This is a genomic window from Nostoc sp. ChiVER01 (assembly GCF_034531155.1).
Lineage (GTDB): Bacteria > Cyanobacteriota > Cyanobacteriia > Cyanobacteriales > Nostocaceae > Nostoc.
Genome location: NZ_JAVRBS010000026.1, coordinates 1 through 19,471 on the forward strand (window position 1 = coordinate 1; position 19,471 = coordinate 19,471).

Sequence of the window (19,471 nt, forward strand, 5' to 3'; positions counted from 1 at the left end):
CTTTAGCGATGGCTACGCCCGCCGAAGGCATCGCAGAACTTTTCGGTCTACTGACTTTACGTTGGTAGATTAAATAGTTGTTACCTAAGTAAAGTTGCACTCCACATGATTCGCCTGTTACTGGTGGACGATCAAAGTTTAATCTGCCAAGGTCTGAAAGCCATGCTCACGCTGGAACCAGATTTGCAAGTGGTAGGAACTGCTGATAACGGTGAAACAGCCATTGAGCAGGTAGCTGCTTTACAGCCTGATGTGGTATTAATGGATGTACGGATGCCTGTAATGGATGGTAGAGAAGCTACACGGATTATCTGTCAGCAGTATCCAAATACCAAAGTCTTAGTTTTAGTACATTTGATGACGAGCGCTATGTCGCTCAGTCCATCCGTGCGGGAGCGAGGGGCTATTTACTCAAGGATATGCCTTCCCAAGAATTAGCGCAAGCGATTCGCTTTGTTCATTCTGGATATACTCAACTAGGGCCAGGACTAATGGAAAAGCTAATGGCTAACGTCCCAGATCCAGATGTTGTTACACCAAAGCCAGTCCAGAAAGAATTAACTGAGTTAACCCCACGGGTACAAGATGTATTGCGTTTGATTGCTCAAGGCTTGACTAATCGTGAAATCGCTGAACAACTTTACGTTGCTGAAGGAACGGTCAAAACCCATGTGACTCACCTTTTAAACCGCCTTAATTTCCGTAACCGATCGCAAATGGCAATTTATGCTAACTCTGTTTATGGTGTTTAAATTTTTTTGGATAATTTATGTACTGGAGCGTAGGCGTAGCCCGCCGTAGGCATCGTCACTGAATAAAAGCTAAATTTAAATAGGTACTGGATTTTTTAATTGCTATGCTGGCAAGCTACATTGACCAAGCGATGGAACTAGCGGTTTATGAGATCATTGAAGATGATCAAACTTTTTGGGGTGAAATTCCAAATTTACAAGGAGTCTGGGCTAATCATAAAACGCTAGAAGGATGTAGACGGGAATTAAGAGAAGCTTTAAGTGATTGGCTAGCGCTACGGTTACATTTGGGGTTAACGATTCCTGTAATTGTTGGTATCAACCTCAATGAACTGACCAAACCTGTATAAAAATGTCTAGATTAACCCCTGTTTCTTGGCGTGATTTAGTAAAACGTCTGCAAGAGTTAGGTTTTGAAGGCCCCTATGCAGGAGGAAAGCACCCACAAATGCGGCGAGGTGATGTTACTGTAATTATCACCAATCCTCATGAAGGGGATATTAGTGTGGGTCTATTATCGCGGCTATTGCGACAAGCTGGAGTTTCTCGTGAAGAATGGTTAGGTGAGTGAAAATCTAAAAGTGTATTAAACTCTGCAATTTTTACCTTAAGTTGTAATCAAGAGTATTAGTAAAAGTATAATTTTAGCATTTTTGGAGTTGATCATGCTTAAGCAACTCATTCTCGAAAATTGGAAAAGTTTCCGTTATGCGGAGCTTCCACTTGACCCGTTAACTGTCCTCATTGGGACAAATGCGAGTGGTAAGTCCAATGTGGTTGAGGCTTTGGAATTTTTACAAAGAATTGCTAGAGGTGAGAATATTGAAGCAGCTTTAGCAGGAGATAGAACACTTCCATCTCTTCGCGGTGGTATAGAGTGGGCTGCACTTAAACCTGAAACTCAGTTTACATTAAAAACCTTAATTCAGGCAGAGGATGAAAATACTGATTACCTTTATAGCATTAGAGTACAAACTAAACCTATTGCTCAGATTTTGATGGAAGATATAATAGAGCCTCAAAATGAAATTAATAAAAATAACAAGAAAGAAGATTTGGATAAAAAATATATTTCCAATAAATCTTTACTTCCAAGTATTAAAAAACAGTTAATTTCTTACTACAAAGTTAAAGATAATATTAATCAAACGAAAAATTCCCTTAATTTAGATTTTGCAAAACTTATTGACAATTCCTCATTATTAATAAATTTAAATGAGAAAGATATAGAAAAATTAAAAAAATTCCTAGTGGAGAATCATTAATTGCATCTGTCAACGAAAGCATTCAACTCCTAGAAGATGTAAAGTCAAAACTTATAGAGCATTTTGATAATAGAGATAAACAAATTGACTCATTGATTCATCCATTATTGAAAGAATATGACTTGGTTGTTGATAGCATTGAAAATATTTTTTTTATAAATCCAATTCCCTCTAAAATGCGGGATTATTCATCAATCTCTGATGTCTTGGAAAGTGACGCATCAAATATAGCTGGTGTACTTACTGGTTTACCTGATGAGCGTAAAGTAGAAGTAGAAGCAGCGCTATCTGCCTATGTAAAGAATTTACCAGAAGGCGATATTAAAAAAGTATTTGCAGAAGCAGTTGCTCCCCTTAAAACTGAGGCGATGCTTTATTGTGAAGAAGAATGGAAACCTGGAGAGACGATATTAATAAATGCTAAAACTATGTCTGATGGAACTCTCCGCTTTCTAGCAATTATTACAGCACTACTTATCAGACCAGAAGGCAGTCAACTAGTAATTGAGGAAATAGATAATGGCCTTCATCCCTCGCGTGCAGAATTACTGGTAAGAATACTGCGAGAAATAGGCAGCAAAAGAAAAATTGATATTTTACTGACCACCCATAACCCAGCTTTGCTTGATGCTTTAGGGCCAGAGATAGTTCCTTTTGTGGTTGTTGCACACCGCGATAAAGAAACTGGAGAAAGCAAACTTACACTTTTAGAAGATATTGAAAATCTTCCTCTTTTACTTGCATCAGGGACTTTGGGCAGATTAGCAACCAAAGGCGCAATTGAAAAGAGCCTTTCTGATAATAAATAAAACAAAATATGAGAAAGGTTCTGATTATTGATACATCAATACTCTGTGTTTACTTGGGTGTTCCTGGTAAAGAGACTTGTGGTTCTGATAATGATAAGTGGGATAAAAAAAGAGTTGAAGCCCGTTTTCAGGAAGAAGAAAAACAAGGTGCAAAGTTTATACTACCAATAGCAACAATTATAGAAACTGGTAATCACATTGCACAAGCTAACTCTAAGCGATATGAAATTGCTCAAGCTTTCGGTAATATTTTAGTGAAAGTAGCAGATGGAGTTATACCTTGGGGAGTTTTTGAAACTCAAGTAGGTGAACTTTGGAATTCAGAACAATTGAAACAGTTGGCTACTGAATGGCCTACTCTAGCATCTAGAAAGATTTCTATCGGAGATGCGACAATTAAGACTGTGGCTGAATATTACGCCAAAACCAGTAGCACATTTCAAGTAGAAATTTTTACCGACGATGGAGGACTCAAGGCTTATGAACCAGCTAATCCAGCACCTACGCGTCGTAGCAGCCGGACAAAAGGGTAAAATATTTTTGAGCGATCGCCCCTTACCTCTAACATCACGTTATCATCGGATATTGTGGAATTTCCGTGCGTAACTCGATAGCATCTATGACCGCCTCTCACTCTGAAACTCCATCTCCCAAGCCGGATGCAAGTACTTTTATTTCTGACCATCAACAGGTGGATCGCAGTAAGCTAAGTCAAATGTACTTGCACTATGTCGAGACGAAGGATAAATATCCTCACGCGGTATTGCTGTATCGGGTAGGAGATTTCTTTGAATGCTATTTCCAAGATGCTGTAAAACTAGCGCAAGAATTGGAATTAGTTCTCACTAGTAAACAAGCTGGAGAACAGGGACGAGTGGCGATGTCTGGTGTTCCGCATCACGCTTGGGAACGCTACGCGACGATGCTAGTAGAAAAAGGTTATGCAGTCGTAATTTGCGACCAAGTAGAAGATGCTTCTGAAGCTGCTGGTAGATTAGTGCGACGCGAAGTAACGCGCATCCTCACCCCAGGCACTTTGCTAGAAGAAGGAATGCTCAAATCAAGTCGCAATAATTACCTCGCAGCAGTAGTAATTGCGGCAAACCATTGGGGTTTAGCTTATGCAGACATCTCCACAGGGGAATTTCTTACAACTCAAGGTAGTGATTTAGAACATCTGACACAAGAGTTAATGCGCTTGCAACCTTCAGAGGTGCTGGTTCCAACAAATGCGCCCGATTTAGGTAGTTTGCTGCGTCCAGGAGAAACTTCGCCACATCTTCCCCAGTGTTTGCCACCATCATTTTGTTATAGTTTGCGATCGCAAGTACCATTTTCTCAAGGCGAAGCTAGACCTAGATTATTGCAGAAATTTAAGGTGCGATCGCTTGAAGGACTCGGTTGCGATCATCTTCCCCTCGCCGTTCGTGCGGCTGGCGGTCTTCTGGAATACTTGGAAGATACTCAAAAAGAAAACCCAGTTACCCTTCAAAGACTCCGCAGCTACACTGTCACCGATTATCTGATTGTTGATAATCAAACCCGCCGTAACCTGGAAATTACTCAAACCGTCCGGGATGGAACTTTTCACGGTTCTCTACTCTGGGCATTAGATAGAACTAATACAGCGATGGGTGGGCGTGCTCTACGGCGGTGGTTGTTGCAACCCCTAATAGATATTAAAGGCATTCGGGCACGTCTTGATACCATCCAAGAATTGATGGAAAATACACCACTGCGTCAAGATTTACGGCAGTTGTTACGCCAAATTTATGACCTAGAACGCCTGACGGGAAGGGCGGGTTCTGGTACAGCTAATGCTAGAGATTTAGTAGCTTTGGCAGATTCCCTTTCACGCTTACCAGAATTATCCAGCTTGGTAACTGAGGCGCGTTCTCCATTCCTCAAAGCTTTGCAGAAAGTCCCAACTGTGTTGGAAGAATTAGCACACAAGTTACACGCACATCTTGTGGAGTCGCCACCTATACTAATCAAAGAAGGCGGATTGATTCGCCCTAGTGTAAATCCCCTGTTGGATGAAAGAAAGGCAACTGTAGAAGCGGATCAGCAATGGATTGCCAATTTAGAAGTTGATGAGAGAGCTAAGACGGGAATTCCAACTTTGAAGGTAGGATTTAACAAAACTTTTGGTTATTATATCAGTATTTCCCGCAGCAAAGCTGACCAAGTACCCGCTAATTATATCCGCAAGCAAACCCTGACCAATGAGGAACGCTACATCACCCCAGATTTGAAGGAACGGGAAGCGCGGATTCTCACAGCGCGGGATGATTTAAATCAGTTGGAATATGAGATTTTTACAGCATTGCGGGAAGAGGTAGCACAAGAGGCGGAAGTGATTCGCAATTTATCTCGTGCAGTGGCGGCGGCAGACGTGTTGTGTGGTTTGGCTGAGTTAGCGGTGCATCAAGGGTACTGTCGTCCAGAAATGTTGTCAGGGAGGGAGATAAACATTGTTGATGGGCGTCATCCTGTGGTGGAACAGTCTTTACCTGCGGGTTTCTTTGTGCCGAATTCGACTCAATTGGGTCAAGAGTCATTAGTCATTAGTCATTTGTCATTAGCAGATGACCAAGAACAAATTGCAAATGACAATCCCGATTTGATCATCCTCACCGGGCCAAACGCAAGTGGCAAAAGTTGTTATTTGCGTCAGGTGGGATTAATTCAGTTAATGGCGCAGATTGGTAGTTTTGTACCAGCGAGGTTTGCTAGATTGGGAATATGCGATCGCATTTTCACCCGTGTAGGTGCAGTAGATGATCTTGCAACTGGTCAATCTACCTTCATGGTGGAGATGAATGAAACGGCGAATATTCTCAACCATGCCACATCTAGATCCCTAGTACTGTTAGATGAAATTGGTCGCGGAACGGCAACATTTGATGGTCTTTCTATAGCTTGGGCGGTGGCAGAATATATAGCAGTGGATATTCGGGCAAGAACTATTTTTGCTACTCATTACCATGAATTGAATGAATTGGCAAGTATTCTACCGAATGTGGCTAACTATCAGGTAACAGTGAAAGAATTACCTGACCAAATTATCTTTTTGCATCAAGTTCAACCGGGAGGCGCTGATAAGTCTTATGGAATTGAGGCGGGAAGATTGGCGGGTTTACCAGCCGTAGTTATTCAACGAGCAAAACAAGTGATGGGTCAAATTGAGAAACACAGCAAGATTGCGATGGGGCTGCAAAATCTGGATTGACATATCACCACATTTCTTTAAAATTTAGACCTATATTATTGCGTGTTTAGGCAGCCAAAATAGCACCAAAAGCGATAACAGTCCATAAATTGTTATCATGTAAGTACGTAATGTACATACCCTTGAAGATGAGTAACTCCTACAGCATTCGTAGTACTAAAATTGGTAACAGTGCAGGGTTTAGGCTACCGGCTGAGTTTTATCGGGAACATCCTCAGTTTGCCAATGCAGATGGTTGGATAGAGGTATTGTCGCCGGATACTGCAATTTTACGGATTTTAAAATCTGGTGATGATGAAGACGCCGAAGACTCAGTAATGATGCGGCTGTTTCTCGATTTTGTTATGGCAGAAGCGCTCAAAAATAACACACTGCAACCTTATACAACTGAAATGTCTGAGGCTGCCCGCGACCTAATTGTAGGTGTGGAATTAGACGATGAGTCATTAGAAGATGGCTAGTTTTGTCAGTAATGGATGGAGAGTTTATTTTCACCCACAACTATTTGCTACTCAATATCAAGAATTATTTGAGCGCGTTTCCCGTTTACGGGAGCAATTACCAGAGGCTGAATATAAAACCCATGCAACGGTAAAATTGTTTGCAGCAATTACTGTTGCAATTGAAACTAAGATTCCCTCTGATCCGTTTGCAAGTCATTTTGCCTTGACAGGGGCGTTAAAACGCTATGGACGGGTGAAAAAGATGGGTTTACCGGAACGGTATCGGCTGTTTTTTAAGGTGTTTGATACGGAACAGTTGAAAGTAATTGTAATTTTGTGGTTAGGGTTTCCACGTAAAGAGGGGGCGAAAAATGACTGCTACCAGGTGTTTACTAAGATGGTTGAACAAGGGAAATTTCCAGACACTTTAGATGAGTTGTTGAAAGATTATGAGATAACGGATGATTAAAAGAGCAAGAGAGTTATCAAGTAGTTGAAATCTTGTTAACGTTTATGCTTAAAATTGCACAAGAGGTTTATTTAGCATCTACTAAAAGCTAAAGTCAACCCTTTGCAGGACTCCTATAAGCAATGCTGACTGAAATTTTGCCTTTCCGCTTTGAGTTAGACACGATCGCAATCGCCGGAGCGAGTTTGTGGTCATTGGCGCTATATCTAGGTTTTTCCCAAGTTAATGAATGGGTAATCGAACAACTCAACCGTTGGTTTAACTTTGCCGAGCGATCGCTTTATACCAGTCAATCAGAATTTGAAAAGACTCGTAAAGCCAGAGAATCCCAAAACTCTTTCTACGCCTCATTATTTAGCATTGTGCCTTTTTTGGTAGTCGGTGCTTTATGTAACTGGATTCTAGAAATTAGTTTAGGTGAAAGTTGGGGAATTAGTACAGGAATATTAGCTTGTATGGGCGCTGGCATTTATGAACTTGGGCGCAGGGATGGCGAATCTTCGGATTAAATTAGCCCTTTCAAGGTAACTAGTCAAATCTCTTTTTTCTCTCTACGCCCTCTGCGTCTGTGCGGTTCAAAAGCATTTTATTTAACTACAGAGACACAGAGAACACAGAGTTGAGAAGTTAAAGAGAGTTTATCGAGCAAAATTTTTACCGACCTTGAAAGGGCTAGTCCTAAAATATTAGGAGAAAATCAAGGAATAATTTTGAATTGTTTCCCACTTTTTTTACTTCTTAATTTCCTCACCAACAATCTGTGCTATCTTTTGAGCTGCACCACTTTCACCACGAATATTACGGAGTTTAGCGCGAATATCGTCCAATTTTTCTGGATGGGCTAGTAAGTCTAAAACCATTTCTCCAATTTCTTGTGGTTCAAGTTTACCCATAAGTTCTGGCACTATCTCTTCCTGTGCCCAGATATTTGGCCATGCTAATAAACCTTTGCGTCTTACAAATCTTAGGAATAACCAATTAATCACCTTCGTAAAAAGCGTACCTACTCCCGGCAGATTTGCCAACAACCCAGGTAAACCGTCCCAAGCACGCATGGCATCAAGTTGCTGAGTTGGCAGCAAAACAATCATTGGCACTCCTAAAGCACCGAGTTCGGCAGTGTTTGCCCCCACTGTAGTCAAGCAGATGCAGCACTGGGATAATAAGTGATATGCAGGGTTTTCTTGCCACAGTTCTACAGTTAAGCCTGTTGTTGTTTTAAGCAATGCCTTGCTGTTAAAGTCCTCTGGGACAATTAAGGAAGCACCGCCAAAGCCAAAGATTTCAGCAATAGAGTTCCTTTGAGGATCGGCAAAACTAGCTAAAGTTTGTAAATCTAAAGTTGGGGCTACAGGAATCACAAACTTGGTTTGAGGTCTTTTTGCATGAACGTATTCGGCAATGCCTAGACTTAATGGTACTCCTTGGGCTAATTTTGCGGCTTTTGAACCAGGAAGTAGACCAATGATTGGGGCGTGGGGAGTAGGGAGTAGGGAATAGGGAGTGCTGACTTGTTCTTGTGCTTCTAGCATCAAATCACCGACAACAGTGAATTTGTGAGCATATTTCTGGGGGACACGGGCAGCAACTTCAGGTTTCATCACCCCAAACCGATCAATCCACTTATGCCAACGAGCTTCCCATTCGGCGTAAACTACTGTGCGATATCCCAGCTTTTTGCCTATGACTAAGGGGAAAATTTGATCGCCACCCAGAAAAACTACTACACCGTGACTTCTCCAGTCCCAATTCTCAAAAGTTTTACCCCAAAGCAAAAATTGCCAAAAATGCTCTGCTGACTGTACTCTATGTACTTCTGGGTAAGAAAGAGCGATCGCAGCTTCTTTTCCACTAGCATTTGAGCAAGGTGATAATACCACAGAAATCCTTACTAAAGAAGGGTCATCCCCTAATTCTTGCCGCAGCGCCTTTACCACTGGACGTACCCAGGTTGTTACTTCACCTGGGCCATTTGAAAGGATGAGAATATCTACTTGAGTCATTTATACTTATCTAAATTATGTAATTCATCTTCCAAAAAATTTAAATCTTGAGAAGTTGGAATTTTCATACTAATCAAAAATACTATTTGGTTATTTTCAATATTTATATTAATTACATTAACTACTGCTTTATCAGGCGATAAATTTAAGCCTGGAACTGTTATCGACTGATTTTTATACCCTGCATCATCAAGCCATTCAGAAATATTTCGCCAATTTTCTAACTTTTCATCAGACTTATCCAACAGACTTTTTACATACCTGTATATAGTTGCACAGAGGTCAGTTTCTACACCCTTCCCATTTTTACCGAGTTTCTCAGCTATTTCAGATGGACTACAGCCACAAAGCAAACCCCGCAAGTGTCGCTTTTCCACTGGTGTTAAACCCTTACCTTTCATTGATGACAAATCAGAGTAAAGGGTTTCCAAGTCCCAGTTATTCGCTGCTTGCATGAACGGTTCATTGCTGGATGGCATGATTATATTTACGATGGTAACAATTTTTACTGATGTAATCCTAGCATAATTCCTGACGCTTACTAGAAGTTAGTTAGCTTTTAATTAACAGATACTTAGATTATTGACATAAAAGCTACAAACTATACGGACAAGATGATGAACAAATATCAATTAAAAGTTGGAGTAAAGTTAAAATCGATCGCGTTTCCTGCTTTAATCCTGATGTGTTCTGCTGTAGCTACACCAGTTATGGCAGCAGATTGGAGCTTTCCTTGGCAAGCAGGTAAAAGCGCTACGATTAGCAGAGGAACTGGTTCTCATAATGATGGCTGGAATACACAATCGAATGCTGTTGATTTCGCTATTAGTCCGGGTACTCCAGTATTGGCACCTGTTGATTCAACAATAATCAGCGTTTGTCAAGCTAGAGGAGCAGATAATCATAATGCTATTTTCTTTAAATCTCCAGATGGTAATTACACACTAATGCACCTTAAAGCATTTGGTTTGTATCCAGGTCAATTTTTCAAAAAAGGACAACAGATAGGTGTAGTAGCTGCTGACACTCCTAATGATCCTAAGTGTGCGATATCTACAGGCCCCCATCTTCACATAAATTTCCCAAACCGCAACCTAGTTGTGGATGGTTATCAAGTTGTAACTATGACGCGTGGGACATACACTTCCAGAAATGGTATTGTTATTGACGACTTCACCCGTGTCAATTTCAGTGGAGTTACTGCTCCTGGTGGAGTTAATGTGCGCTCTGGCACTTCCACATCTGCTTCAATTGTTGGAAGATTGGGGAGTACTGTGAGAGTTAATTTTGATGGATGGAAATATGGCGATTCCGTAGCAGATACTTGGACAGGTAGGCCCGATCGCCGTTGGTATCGTATTGCTGGTACTAATAATTGGATAGCAAGTGCTGTTATTAATGGTAATGCTCCTGGTTCCCAACCTTAATTTTCTATCTAGTTTTTTAAACTTAAATTTCCCCGCTTTCTGATAGCGGGGTTTTTTATCAAAATTTTAGAAGCCGTAAGTTTTTCTAATATGAAACGCTGCATCTTAACTTTTTTATTATTGATATTTTTAACCTTAAGAAAATTTATCTAAAGCTCTCAAAATCTCTTTTCTCTAAGACTATATTTTTATAGCATTAATAACTAAATAGTTAATTATCGATGTAAATAAAAATTTACAAATTAGTGAGCAGATACTTTTAAACACAGTCAACAATTACAAAGAAATATTTCGTTTTTTATATCGATTTGTGTCAGATACACGATAAAATGCCCACTGGGCAAGCGTTTTCTGATAAAAAACACATATTGCCTAAAGATCACAAAGTTACCTGTGGCTGATGATGCCGCTAGGAACTTCCTTCAGAGAACACGCATCAAAGGAGCCGAAGAAGCATGTTCACACACGTCAAGTCCACCATTAGACACATTGCGCCAGATAACTTACGCGGACGTAATTTAATCAAGGTGGTCTATGTCGTGCTTGAGTCCCAGTACCAGAGTGCTTTGTCGCAAGCGGTTCGCACGATTAACGCGAACAATCCCAACTTGGCGATTGAAATCAGTGGGTACTTGATTGAGGAACTCCGCGACCCTGAGAACTACGAAGAGTTCAAACGAGAAATGGAGAGTGCGAATATCTTCATCGCTTCCCTCATTTTCATCGAAGACTTAGCACAGAAAGTAGTAGCAGCAGTAGAACCACACCGCGATCATCTGGACGTTTCCGTTGTCTTTCCCTCAATGCCAGAGGTAATGCGCCTGAGTAAAATGGGTAGCTTTTCCCTAGCACAGTTGGGTCAGTCAAAAAGTGCGATCGCTCAATTCATGCGGAAACGCAAAGAAAAATCCGGTGCGGGATTCCAAGATGGGATGCTGAAGCTTTTGCGAACGCTGCCGCAAGTGCTGAAGTTTCTACCGATGGACAAGGCACAGGACGCTCGAAATTTCATGCTCAGTTTTCAGTATTGGCTAGGTGGTTCTCCAGAAAATTTGGAAAACTTCTTACTGATGCTAGCTGATAAATATGTATTTAAAGGTTTAGACAAACAAATTGCACCTTCTACATATCAGCAGCCAGTTGTTTATCCCGATTTAGGGATTTGGCATCCTTTGGCTCCTAGTATGTTTGAAGATGTCAGAGAGTACCTCAATTGGTACACAGCTCGTAAGGATATTTCTAACGATCTCAAAGATCCCTTAGCTCCCTGTGTCGGATTAGTATTGCAACGCACTCACCTAGTTACAGGGGATGATGCCCATTATGTCGCAATGGTGCAGGAGCTAGAAGCACTAGGCGCACGGGTATTACCAGTTTTTGCTGGTGGTTTGGATTTCTCCAAGCCTGTAGATGCTTACTTCTATGAACCAAATAACAACACACAGTTAGTAGATGCAGTGATATCACTGACTGGTTTTGCTTTAGTGGGTGGCCCAGCTAGACAAGACCATCCCAAAGCAATTGAGTCACTCAAACGGTTAAATCGTCCTTATATGGTGGCGTTACCCTTAGTATTCCAAACCACAGAAGAGTGGATGGATAGCGATTTAGGGTTACATCCAATTCAAGTAGCTTTGCAAATTGCAATTCCTGAATTGGATGGAGCAATTGAGCCAATTATATTATCGGGTAGAGATGGGGCTACAGGGAAAGCGATCGCCCTGCGCGATCGGGTTGAAGCAGTAGCCGAACGCGCCTTAAAATGGGCAAATCTGCGCCGCAAACCGAAGCTGGAGAAGAAAGTCGCCATCACCGTTTTCAGTTTCCCACCAGATAAAGGCAACGTCGGAACCGCCGCTTACTTGGATGTATTCGGCTCAATTTATGAGGTAATGAAAGCCCTCAAAAATAACGGCTACGACTTACCAGAATTGCCAGAATCCGCCGAAGCGTTGATGCAAGAAGTCATCCATGACGCCCAAGCGCAGTACAACAGCCCAGAACTGAACGTTGCTTATAAGATGTCGGTTCCTGAGTATGAGGCGCTGACCCCATATTCTCAACGCCTAGAGGAAAACTGGGGCCCACCTCCCGGACACCTTAACAGCGACGGGCAAAATCTGCTAATTTATGGTAAGCAATTTGGTAACGTCTTCATCGGTGTCCAACCTACATTCGGTTACGAAGGCGACCCAATGCGGTTGTTATTCTCCCGTTCAGCTAGTCCTCACCACGGTTTTGCTGCTTACTACACTTACCTAGAGCAAGTTTGGAAAGCTGATGCTGTACTGCACTTTGGTACACACGGTTCCTTGGAATTCATGCCAGGTAAACAGATGGGGATGTCTGGTGATTGTTATCCAGATAACTTGATTGGCTCAATTCCCAACCTGTATTACTATGCAGCGAATAATCCAAGTGAGGCGACGATTGCCAAACGTCGGAGTTATGCCGAAACAATTTCTTACTTGACACCGCCAGCAGAAAATGCTGGTTTGTATAAAGGTTTAAAGGAACTCAGCGAATTAATTGCTTCCTACCAAACCTTAAAAGATAGTGGACGCGGTGTTTCCATTGTCAACAGCATCATGGATAAATGCCGGATCGTGAATCTGGATAAGGATATTGACCTGCCAGAAACCGATGCCAGAGACATGAGTACCGACGATCGCGATAATATTGTTGGCAACGTCTACCGCAAGTTGATGGAAATCGAGTCTCGGTTGTTGCCTTGTGGGTTACACGTTATTGGTAAACCGCCAAGTGCAGAAGAAGCGATCGCAACTCTTGTCAACATTGCTAGTCTAGATCGTCAAGAAGAAGGACTTCAAGGCTTACCGGGAATTATCGCTAACAGCATTGGGCGTAATATAGATGATATTTACCAAAATAGCGATCGGGGCATTTTACAAGATGTCCAGTTATTGCAAGATATCACCTTAGCAACCCGTGCAGCAGTTACCGCCCTTGTTCAAGAGCAAACCGACGCCGAAGGACGAGTTTCTCTAGTTTCCCGGTTGAATTTCTTCAACATGGGTAAAAAAGAACCTTGGGTAGAATCATTGCATAAAGCAGGTTATCCCAAAGTCGATACCACAGCCCTAAAACCCCTGTTTGAATATTTGGAATTCTGCCTGCAACAAGTTTGTGCCGACAACGAACTAGGAGCATTACTTAGAGGCTTAGAAGGCGAGTACATTTTACCTGGCCCTGGTGGCGATCCCATCCGCAACCCGGATGTATTGCCCACGGGTAAGAATATGCATGCTTTAGATCCGCAATCCATCCCAACAACAGCAGCAGTACAATCAGCCAAAATCGTTGTAGATAGGCTTTTGGCACGTAACAAAGCTGAAAACGATGGAAAATGGCCAGAAACCATCGCCTGCGTCCTTTGGGGAACCGATAACATCAAAACTTACGGCGAATCCCTAGCGCAAATTATGTGGATGGTAGGCGTGCGTCCAGTTCCCGATGCTTTGGGACGGGTGAACAAGTTAGAATTGATATCTCTAGAAGAGTTGGGACGCCCCAGAATTGATGTAGTAATCAATTGTTCTGGTGTATTCCGCGACTTGTTCATCAACCAAATGAACTTGCTAGACCAAGGGGTGAAGATGGCGGCTGAAGCAGATGAACCCTTAGAAATGAACTTTGTTCGCAAACATGCTTTGCAACAAGCTGAGGATATGGGGATTAATCTGCGTCAAGCAGCGACGCGCGTTTTCTCCAACGCTTCTGGTTCCTACTCGTCAAATATCAATTTGGCGGTAGAAAACAGCACTTGGGATAGCGAAGCCGAGTTACAGGAAATGTATCTCAACCGGAAATCTTTCTCCTTCAATTCCGATAACCCCGGAATCATGGATGAATCCCGGCAGATTTTTGAAAGTACATTGAAAACTGCTGATGCAACTTTCCAAAATCTGGATTCTTCTGAGATTAGCTTAACGGACGTTTCCCACTACTTCGATTCAGATCCTACTAAGCTTGTGGCAAATCTGCGGGGTGATGGTAAAAAACCAGCATCTTATATTGCAGACACAACCACAGCTAACGCCCAAGTGCGTACACTATCAGAAACCGTGCGTTTGGATGCGCGTACCAAATTATTAAATCCCAAATGGTACGAGGGGATGCTGAATCACGGTTACGAAGGTGTGCGTGAACTCTCCAAGCGATTGGTAAACACAATGGGTTGGAGTGCGACAGCCGGCGCTGTGGATAACTGGATTTATGAGGATACTAACGAAACCTTCATCAAAGATGAAGAAATGCAGAAACGATTGATGAACCTTAATCCTCATTCTTTCCGCAAGGTTGTATCAACTTTATTGGAAGTGAATGGACGCGGTTATTGGGAGACTAGCGAGGAGAATTTAGATCGTTTGCGCGAGTTGTACCAAGAAGTTGAAGACCGAATTGAAGGGATAGAATAACAACCAAAATAGAGGCGTTTTCTAGAACGTCTCTATTCTGCCAACCATTTTTACAGATTACAAAAAATGCGCCTAAATGAAAATAATAAATATAATTAGGGGTATGTATGTCTGCTAAAGATGTTTTTCATGAAGTTGTCAAAACAGCTTTACAGAAAGACGGTTGGCAAATTACTCACGATCCACTCACAATCAGCGTGGGTGGAGTTAATCTTTCTATTGATTTAGCCGCCCAAAAGCTGATTGCAGCAGAACGTGAAGGACAAAAAATTGCGGTCGAAGTCAAAAGTTTTTTAGAGAGGTCGTCTGCTATTTCAGAATTTCATACAGCATTAGGACAGTTTATTAATTATAGAGGTGCATTACGACGGCGGCAACCGGAGCGTGTTTTGTATTTAGCAGTACCTTTAACAACTTACAAAACATTTTTTCAACTTGATTTCCCTAAAGAGATGATAGCAGAAAATCAAGTAAAAATGCTTATCTATTATGTAGAGCAAGAGGTGATTTTCCAATGGATAAATTAACTCGATATCGCCAGCTTGTACAACAAATATTACAGGAATATAGTGAGCAAAAACCAGCTTACGGAAATATAGAAGTTGAAACAATTTTTGATACAGAACGTAACCATTATCAAATAGTTCATGTAGGCTGGGAAGGTCAAGAATGGGTACATAGCTGTATTATCCATATTGACATTAAAGGTGGAAAAATTTGGCTTCAGTGGAATGGTACAGAAGATGACATTGCAGGTAATTTGGTAGCTGCGGGAGTTCCCAAGGAAGACATTGTGTTAGGGTTCCAGTCTCCTTTTATGAGACAGTTTACGGAATATGCAGTGAGTTAAGAGATATTTTAAAAATCTCCAAGCACAACTTAATGAATCTTAACTCCTATTCTTTCTGCAAGAGCGTGTAAACTTTGTTGGAAATAAATGGTCATGGTTATTGGGAGACTAATATAACCAATAAGGTACAAGGTACGGGACAATACCTTGCCTTCTGCATTGATCTAACTTTTCACTGGATACACAAAAAGAAGACTAATTAGCAAATACAATAGCGGACATCTGTCAACAAATCTTTAATACTTGTTTTGGAGGTCACAGTTGCGTAAAAGAAAGTATCCTTCAAAAGAGCAAAGAGAACGTTTGCTTACGAAGAACCTATATAGGTGTTGTGTTTGTAAAAGAGAGGGTATCGGTCTTCATTTACATCATATTGATGAAGATTCATCTAACACTGTTGACGAGAATCTCGCTGTTTTGTGTGTCCAAGATCATGATCTGCATCATAGGCCTGATGCCTATAACCATGTAAGGCATATCGAACTAGGTAGTGAAAAGATCAAAAAATTTAAGACCTCGTGGGAAAGCTTTATCACAGAAGCTAGGCAAGATAAACCAAAGATTCTGGCTACTGTTAGCGTATATGGAAATTATGAACATATCCATGCAGCACAATTAGTTATGCAGTGGTTTGACGAGAACATTGAGTATGAGAGAGTATTTCATTTACTTGAGGGTGACTATGAGTATTGGGTAGAAGAAATTATGCGTGAAGTTGATAATTTTGGAAAAAATATTAAAATAGCTATTATTAATGAGCCGCTTCCAGTTGAACATTGTCCATGTTGTGGTAAGGGATTTAGTAGAACAGTTAAAGAAGGGATTGCTATACAAATGACAGATCCAAACTGGTCTACTGACTCAAATTGTTCGATCTACATCAATCCGAACCAACCATCATTGGCACTCCTCATTTCTTTTAGAGATAAAGTAATATACCAAAGCAATCTTCATCTATGTCAAGGCAAATATCTTCACTATTCAGGCGATTTTTATGACGAGCGTATTGAGCTCAAAAAACGTTCAAGTGTTAGAACACAAGCTACAAAGATTATGCAAAAAGTAGTAGATAATTGGCAACCAAGTAAAATATTTATTGGAACTGGAGATCACGATGAACCATTGTTGATAAATGGTTTCGAGTTACCTCTTTGTTGGGAAAAGCGCACAACTTGACCCTGCTTTGTGTCTACATAGTAGTGATCGCTCACTCTTTCACAACAGTCCATCACCGTGTTTTTGAGGTTTTCTGTAAGGCGATCGCTTTTGAGAATGTAACAAGTGTGATCGCTTTATTTTTGAGGTTTTCTGTAAGGCGATCGCTCTTTACAATTACCCCCACCAAAGGTTTCCGCCCACTACTCTAACGCTAACGATTTAGGGCTGATCTCAAACTGTAAATGGGAACGGTAGAAACAAACATCAAACTCCATAAAGAAGTTAACTTGCCCCAAAATCAGAGGTACGTTTGTAGCGTGTGTCCATGCAAATACAAGTTGTACAGGTTCAAATTGCCCAACTACTGCTTGAAGAAGCACGACACGCGCCTCATATTGAGCTAAATTACCTGTCAAACTCAATGCAGTTGTCTGCTGCTCTCATACATAACCAAGCTCAACTCCTACTGAATAAGGAAGCACATTCACGCTTGCTCCAGTATCCAACAGACCGGATATGATCACAGAATTTTGCTGGTAAATCAAAGTAAGAGGTAGATAGGGGCGGAAACTGGCTTCGCCCAATGCAACATCAATCGGGATAAAGGAATACCGTTGTGCATTACGCATGGTCTTGAGTTTTAGCAGCTTCTAGCACTTTTAACATAGTATCTGCTGCTTCAACTGCATCATAAGGCGACCACACAGGATAAGATTGATCGGGCTTAATCAGATCGGTTTCCTGTTGGGCTAACTCTGAGATCAAAACCTGCATAATATAAAACTTATCTGCTCGACTAAGTTCTCGCAAAGCGGAAATTAATTCTGCTGAAACCATGCAAAGCACTCTAGTAAATCAAGTCTGCTTCTCGATCATAGTTTAATTTGTTGGGTTTCACTGCGTTTACCCTAAGCTACAACTAGAGTAATCACGTCTGCGACTTACAGGTGAGACAATTTAAGCAGCTAATAATGCGTAGGCGTAGCCCGTCGTAGACATCGCACTCACTCTTCCACAATAGGCGATGTCTAACGACAAGCCGCTACGCATCTACGCTTTGTCTTTGAGGTTTTCTGAAAGGCGATACCTACGGTAAAGTACGCTAACGCACTCGCTTTTCCAAAACAGCGATCGCATTTGCTTGTTGGGCGACAGTATTTGCTTGTTGAGCGATCGCATTTGCTTGTTGAGCGACAGTATTTGCTTGTTGGGCGACAGTATTTGCTTGTTGAGCGACAGTATTTGCTTGTTGAGCGACAGTATTTGCTTGTTGAGCGACAGTATTTGCTTGTTGGGCGATCGCATTTGCTTGTTGAGCGATCGCATTTGCTTGTTGCGTTTATCTCGAAACAAGAGACAGATATAATTTGATAAGTATAAACACAGAGTAAGTCTCGACTATTTTGTTTTAATTAAATCCCCGAAACTACTCTTATCACGTAGAAGCAAATGCCAGTATGTTGAAATAGAAGTATTCCAGGAATATCTCCCATGTCTTTAAAAACTCGCGGTTCTGCTGCTGTAGACAAAGCTCAACGCCGTCTCGCCTTGCTTAAATCAATCAATGAGAATCTGGATTTAGGGCATGGATTAAGCATTGAAGCTTATACCCGCCTTATCCATAACACCCGTGCCACACTAGAAGCTCATAATACACTTTTGTCTAATCTTGAGGAATCTCGTAAGACGATAACTCAGATGGAGCAAACACTCTCAGAACTGTCTGAAAGGATGCTTACTGGAGTTGCGACTGTTTACGGCAGAAACAGCATGGAGTATTCAAAGGCAGGCGGCTCTCGCCGAAAGGGGAGTACTAGTCAAAAATCTATTTCACAAGTTCCTTCAGTTGTTGCGGTTCCCACTACTCAACCCACCCAAACTGCAACTAACGGCAAAGGCAGCTTGAGCAATGTTTAAATTTATTTTACTTAATGAAAGAGCTATTATTTGTTAAGTTAGTAAGGTAGCACAGCTAGCTGTGCTACCTTACTCCAAGATCCACGCAGCCTGAAAAAAGTCGCGTTCGCAAAACATCGCATAACGATAGGTTGAATCAACAACGGAATTAGTAACGGCATAATTGTCAACCAAATTTTCTAATTGTTGTGTTAGTGGTTGAAAATCTACACTGCTGTAAGTACGAATCCAGTCTGCATATTGATGATTAGGAATGCCGTTAGCAGCTAACTTTTCTCCCAAAAAGGCATACAAACGCATACAGGGAGACATCGCCGCAGCAGTTAAGCCTACATCTCCACCCCATGCAGTTGCTAACAAAAAGTCAGTATAGTGGCGGGTAGCGGCTCCTGGTTCTACAGAATGCAAATTGACTCCCCACGCAGAAGCATAGCCACTATGCAGCCGCAGTTCTTCTAAAACTCCACTAGCTAAGTTATGAAATGTAGTGAAACCTAACCAGTCTGGTGCTTTAGCTGCGGCAATACTGTACGCACGGGCAAAAGCTTCTAAAAAAAAAGCATCTTGCCCTACGTAGTAAGCAAATTTAGCTTGCTCAAGAGTACCATCGCCAATGCCTTGAACGAAAGGATGCTCTAGGCAAGCTTGGGCTAAGTCTTGATTTGCTGCCCATAATTCCTGAGATAAAGTCATTTGTTATTTATCAC

18 protein-coding genes and 3 pseudogenes are annotated in these 19,471 nt (G+C 41.5%); 15 read left to right on the forward strand and 6 right to left on the reverse strand.

The window, feature by feature from the left end; all coding sequences use genetic code 11:
- Positions 1-105 precede the first annotated feature (105 nt).
- The 9 genes and pseudogenes from RMY00_RS26985 (at position 106) to RMY00_RS27030 (ending at position 7,479) form a co-directional block, all read left to right on the forward strand.
- Positions 106-752 (forward strand): annotated as a pseudogene (locus tag RMY00_RS26985) (response regulator).
- A gap of 104 nt (positions 753-856) precedes the next feature.
- Complete coding sequence (locus tag RMY00_RS26990; RefSeq protein WP_322650484.1) at positions 857-1,102, forward strand: type II toxin-antitoxin system HicB family antitoxin; 246 nt, start codon at positions 857-859, stop codon at positions 1,100-1,102.
- Between the two features lie 2 nt (positions 1,103-1,104).
- The gene (locus tag RMY00_RS26995; RefSeq protein ID WP_094351755.1) at positions 1,105-1,323 is read left to right on the forward strand and encodes a type II toxin-antitoxin system HicA family toxin; all 219 of its coding nucleotides are present in this window, start codon (positions 1,105-1,107) and stop codon (positions 1,321-1,323) included.
- 94 nt (positions 1,324-1,417) lie between these two features.
- Positions 1,418-2,826, forward strand: a pseudogene (locus tag RMY00_RS36255) (AAA family ATPase).
- Between the two features lie 8 nt (positions 2,827-2,834).
- Positions 2,835-3,359, forward strand: a complete 525-nt coding sequence (locus tag RMY00_RS27010; RefSeq protein ID WP_322650487.1) for a hypothetical protein — start codon at positions 2,835-2,837, stop codon at positions 3,357-3,359.
- 86 nt (positions 3,360-3,445) lie between these two features.
- Positions 3,446-6,058 (forward strand): DNA mismatch repair protein MutS, encoded by a 2,613-nt coding sequence (gene mutS / locus RMY00_RS27015; RefSeq protein WP_322650488.1) that lies wholly within the window; start codon positions 3,446-3,448, stop codon positions 6,056-6,058.
- A 128-nt stretch (positions 6,059-6,186) separates the two neighbouring features.
- Positions 6,187-6,519, forward strand: coding sequence for a hypothetical protein (locus RMY00_RS27020; RefSeq protein WP_322650489.1), 333 nt, complete (start codon positions 6,187-6,189; stop codon positions 6,517-6,519).
- Positions 6,512-6,970 (forward strand): type II toxin-antitoxin system YhaV family toxin, encoded by a 459-nt coding sequence (locus RMY00_RS27025; protein WP_322650490.1) that lies wholly within the window; start codon positions 6,512-6,514, stop codon positions 6,968-6,970. The genes RMY00_RS27020 and RMY00_RS27025 overlap by 8 nt, the downstream gene beginning before the upstream one ends.
- Positions 6,971-7,092: 122 nt before the next feature.
- Entirely contained in the window at positions 7,093-7,479 is a 387-nt protein-coding gene (locus RMY00_RS27030; protein WP_190909429.1) for a hypothetical protein, read from the forward strand.
- A 222-nt stretch (positions 7,480-7,701) separates the two neighbouring features.
- On the opposite strand, the gene RMY00_RS27035 is transcribed toward RMY00_RS27030, so the two are convergent.
- On the reverse strand, positions 7,702-8,973 hold the full coding sequence (locus RMY00_RS27035) for a lipid-A-disaccharide synthase (RefSeq protein ID WP_322650491.1): 1,272 nt from the start codon (positions 8,971-8,973) through the stop codon (positions 7,702-7,704).
- On the reverse strand, positions 8,970-9,452 hold the full coding sequence (locus RMY00_RS27040) for a helix-turn-helix domain-containing protein (protein WP_322650492.1): 483 nt from the start codon (positions 9,450-9,452) through the stop codon (positions 8,970-8,972). The genes RMY00_RS27035 and RMY00_RS27040 overlap by 4 nt, the downstream gene beginning before the upstream one ends.
- Before the next feature lie 135 nt (positions 9,453-9,587).
- Here RMY00_RS27040 and RMY00_RS27045 point away from each other — a divergent pair, with 135 nt between their 5' ends.
- From RMY00_RS27045 to RMY00_RS27065, 5 genes are all read left to right on the forward strand, one after another.
- Complete coding sequence (locus RMY00_RS27045; protein WP_322650493.1) at positions 9,588-10,400, forward strand: peptidoglycan DD-metalloendopeptidase family protein; 813 nt, start codon at positions 9,588-9,590, stop codon at positions 10,398-10,400.
- 455 nt (positions 10,401-10,855) lie between these two features.
- Positions 10,856-14,839: a magnesium chelatase subunit H gene (locus tag RMY00_RS27050; RefSeq protein ID WP_322650494.1), complete on the forward strand. Its 3,984-nt coding sequence runs from the start codon at positions 10,856-10,858 to the stop codon at positions 14,837-14,839.
- A 107-nt stretch (positions 14,840-14,946) separates the two neighbouring features.
- Positions 14,947-15,366, forward strand: coding sequence for a XisH family protein (locus tag RMY00_RS27055; protein WP_322650495.1), 420 nt, complete (start codon positions 14,947-14,949; stop codon positions 15,364-15,366).
- Positions 15,354-15,689 (forward strand): XisI protein, encoded by a 336-nt coding sequence (locus RMY00_RS27060; RefSeq protein ID WP_322650496.1) that lies wholly within the window; start codon positions 15,354-15,356, stop codon positions 15,687-15,689. The genes RMY00_RS27055 and RMY00_RS27060 overlap by 13 nt, the downstream gene beginning before the upstream one ends.
- A 261-nt stretch (positions 15,690-15,950) precedes the next feature.
- On the forward strand, positions 15,951-16,865 hold the full coding sequence (locus tag RMY00_RS27065; protein WP_322650497.1) for an HNH endonuclease signature motif containing protein: 915 nt from the start codon (positions 15,951-15,953) through the stop codon (positions 16,863-16,865).
- A gap of 182 nt (positions 16,866-17,047) precedes the next feature.
- Here the strand turns inward: RMY00_RS27065 and RMY00_RS36260 are convergent.
- From RMY00_RS36260 to RMY00_RS27085, 3 genes and pseudogenes are all read right to left on the reverse strand, one after another.
- A pseudogene (locus tag RMY00_RS36260) lies at positions 17,048-17,476 on the reverse strand (aspartyl protease family protein).
- Positions 17,469-17,684, reverse strand: coding sequence for a hypothetical protein (locus tag RMY00_RS27080; RefSeq protein ID WP_322650500.1), 216 nt, complete (start codon positions 17,682-17,684; stop codon positions 17,469-17,471). The pseudogene RMY00_RS36260 and the gene RMY00_RS27080 overlap by 8 nt, the downstream one beginning before the upstream one ends.
- 213 nt (positions 17,685-17,897) lie before the next feature.
- Positions 17,898-18,200, reverse strand: a complete 303-nt coding sequence (locus RMY00_RS27085) for a hypothetical protein (protein WP_322650501.1) — start codon at positions 18,198-18,200, stop codon at positions 17,898-17,900.
- Positions 18,201-18,338: 138 nt separating this feature from the next.
- Here RMY00_RS27085 and RMY00_RS27090 point away from each other — a divergent pair, with 138 nt between their 5' ends.
- Complete coding sequence (locus RMY00_RS27090; protein WP_322650502.1) at positions 18,339-18,764, forward strand: hypothetical protein; 426 nt, start codon at positions 18,339-18,341, stop codon at positions 18,762-18,764.
- A 69-nt stretch (positions 18,765-18,833) separates the two neighbouring features.
- Here the strand turns inward: RMY00_RS27090 and RMY00_RS27095 are convergent, their stop codons facing one another.
- On the reverse strand, positions 18,834-19,457 hold the full coding sequence (locus RMY00_RS27095; RefSeq protein ID WP_322650503.1) for a TenA family protein: 624 nt from the start codon (positions 19,455-19,457) through the stop codon (positions 18,834-18,836).
- Positions 19,458-19,471 lie beyond the last annotated feature (14 nt).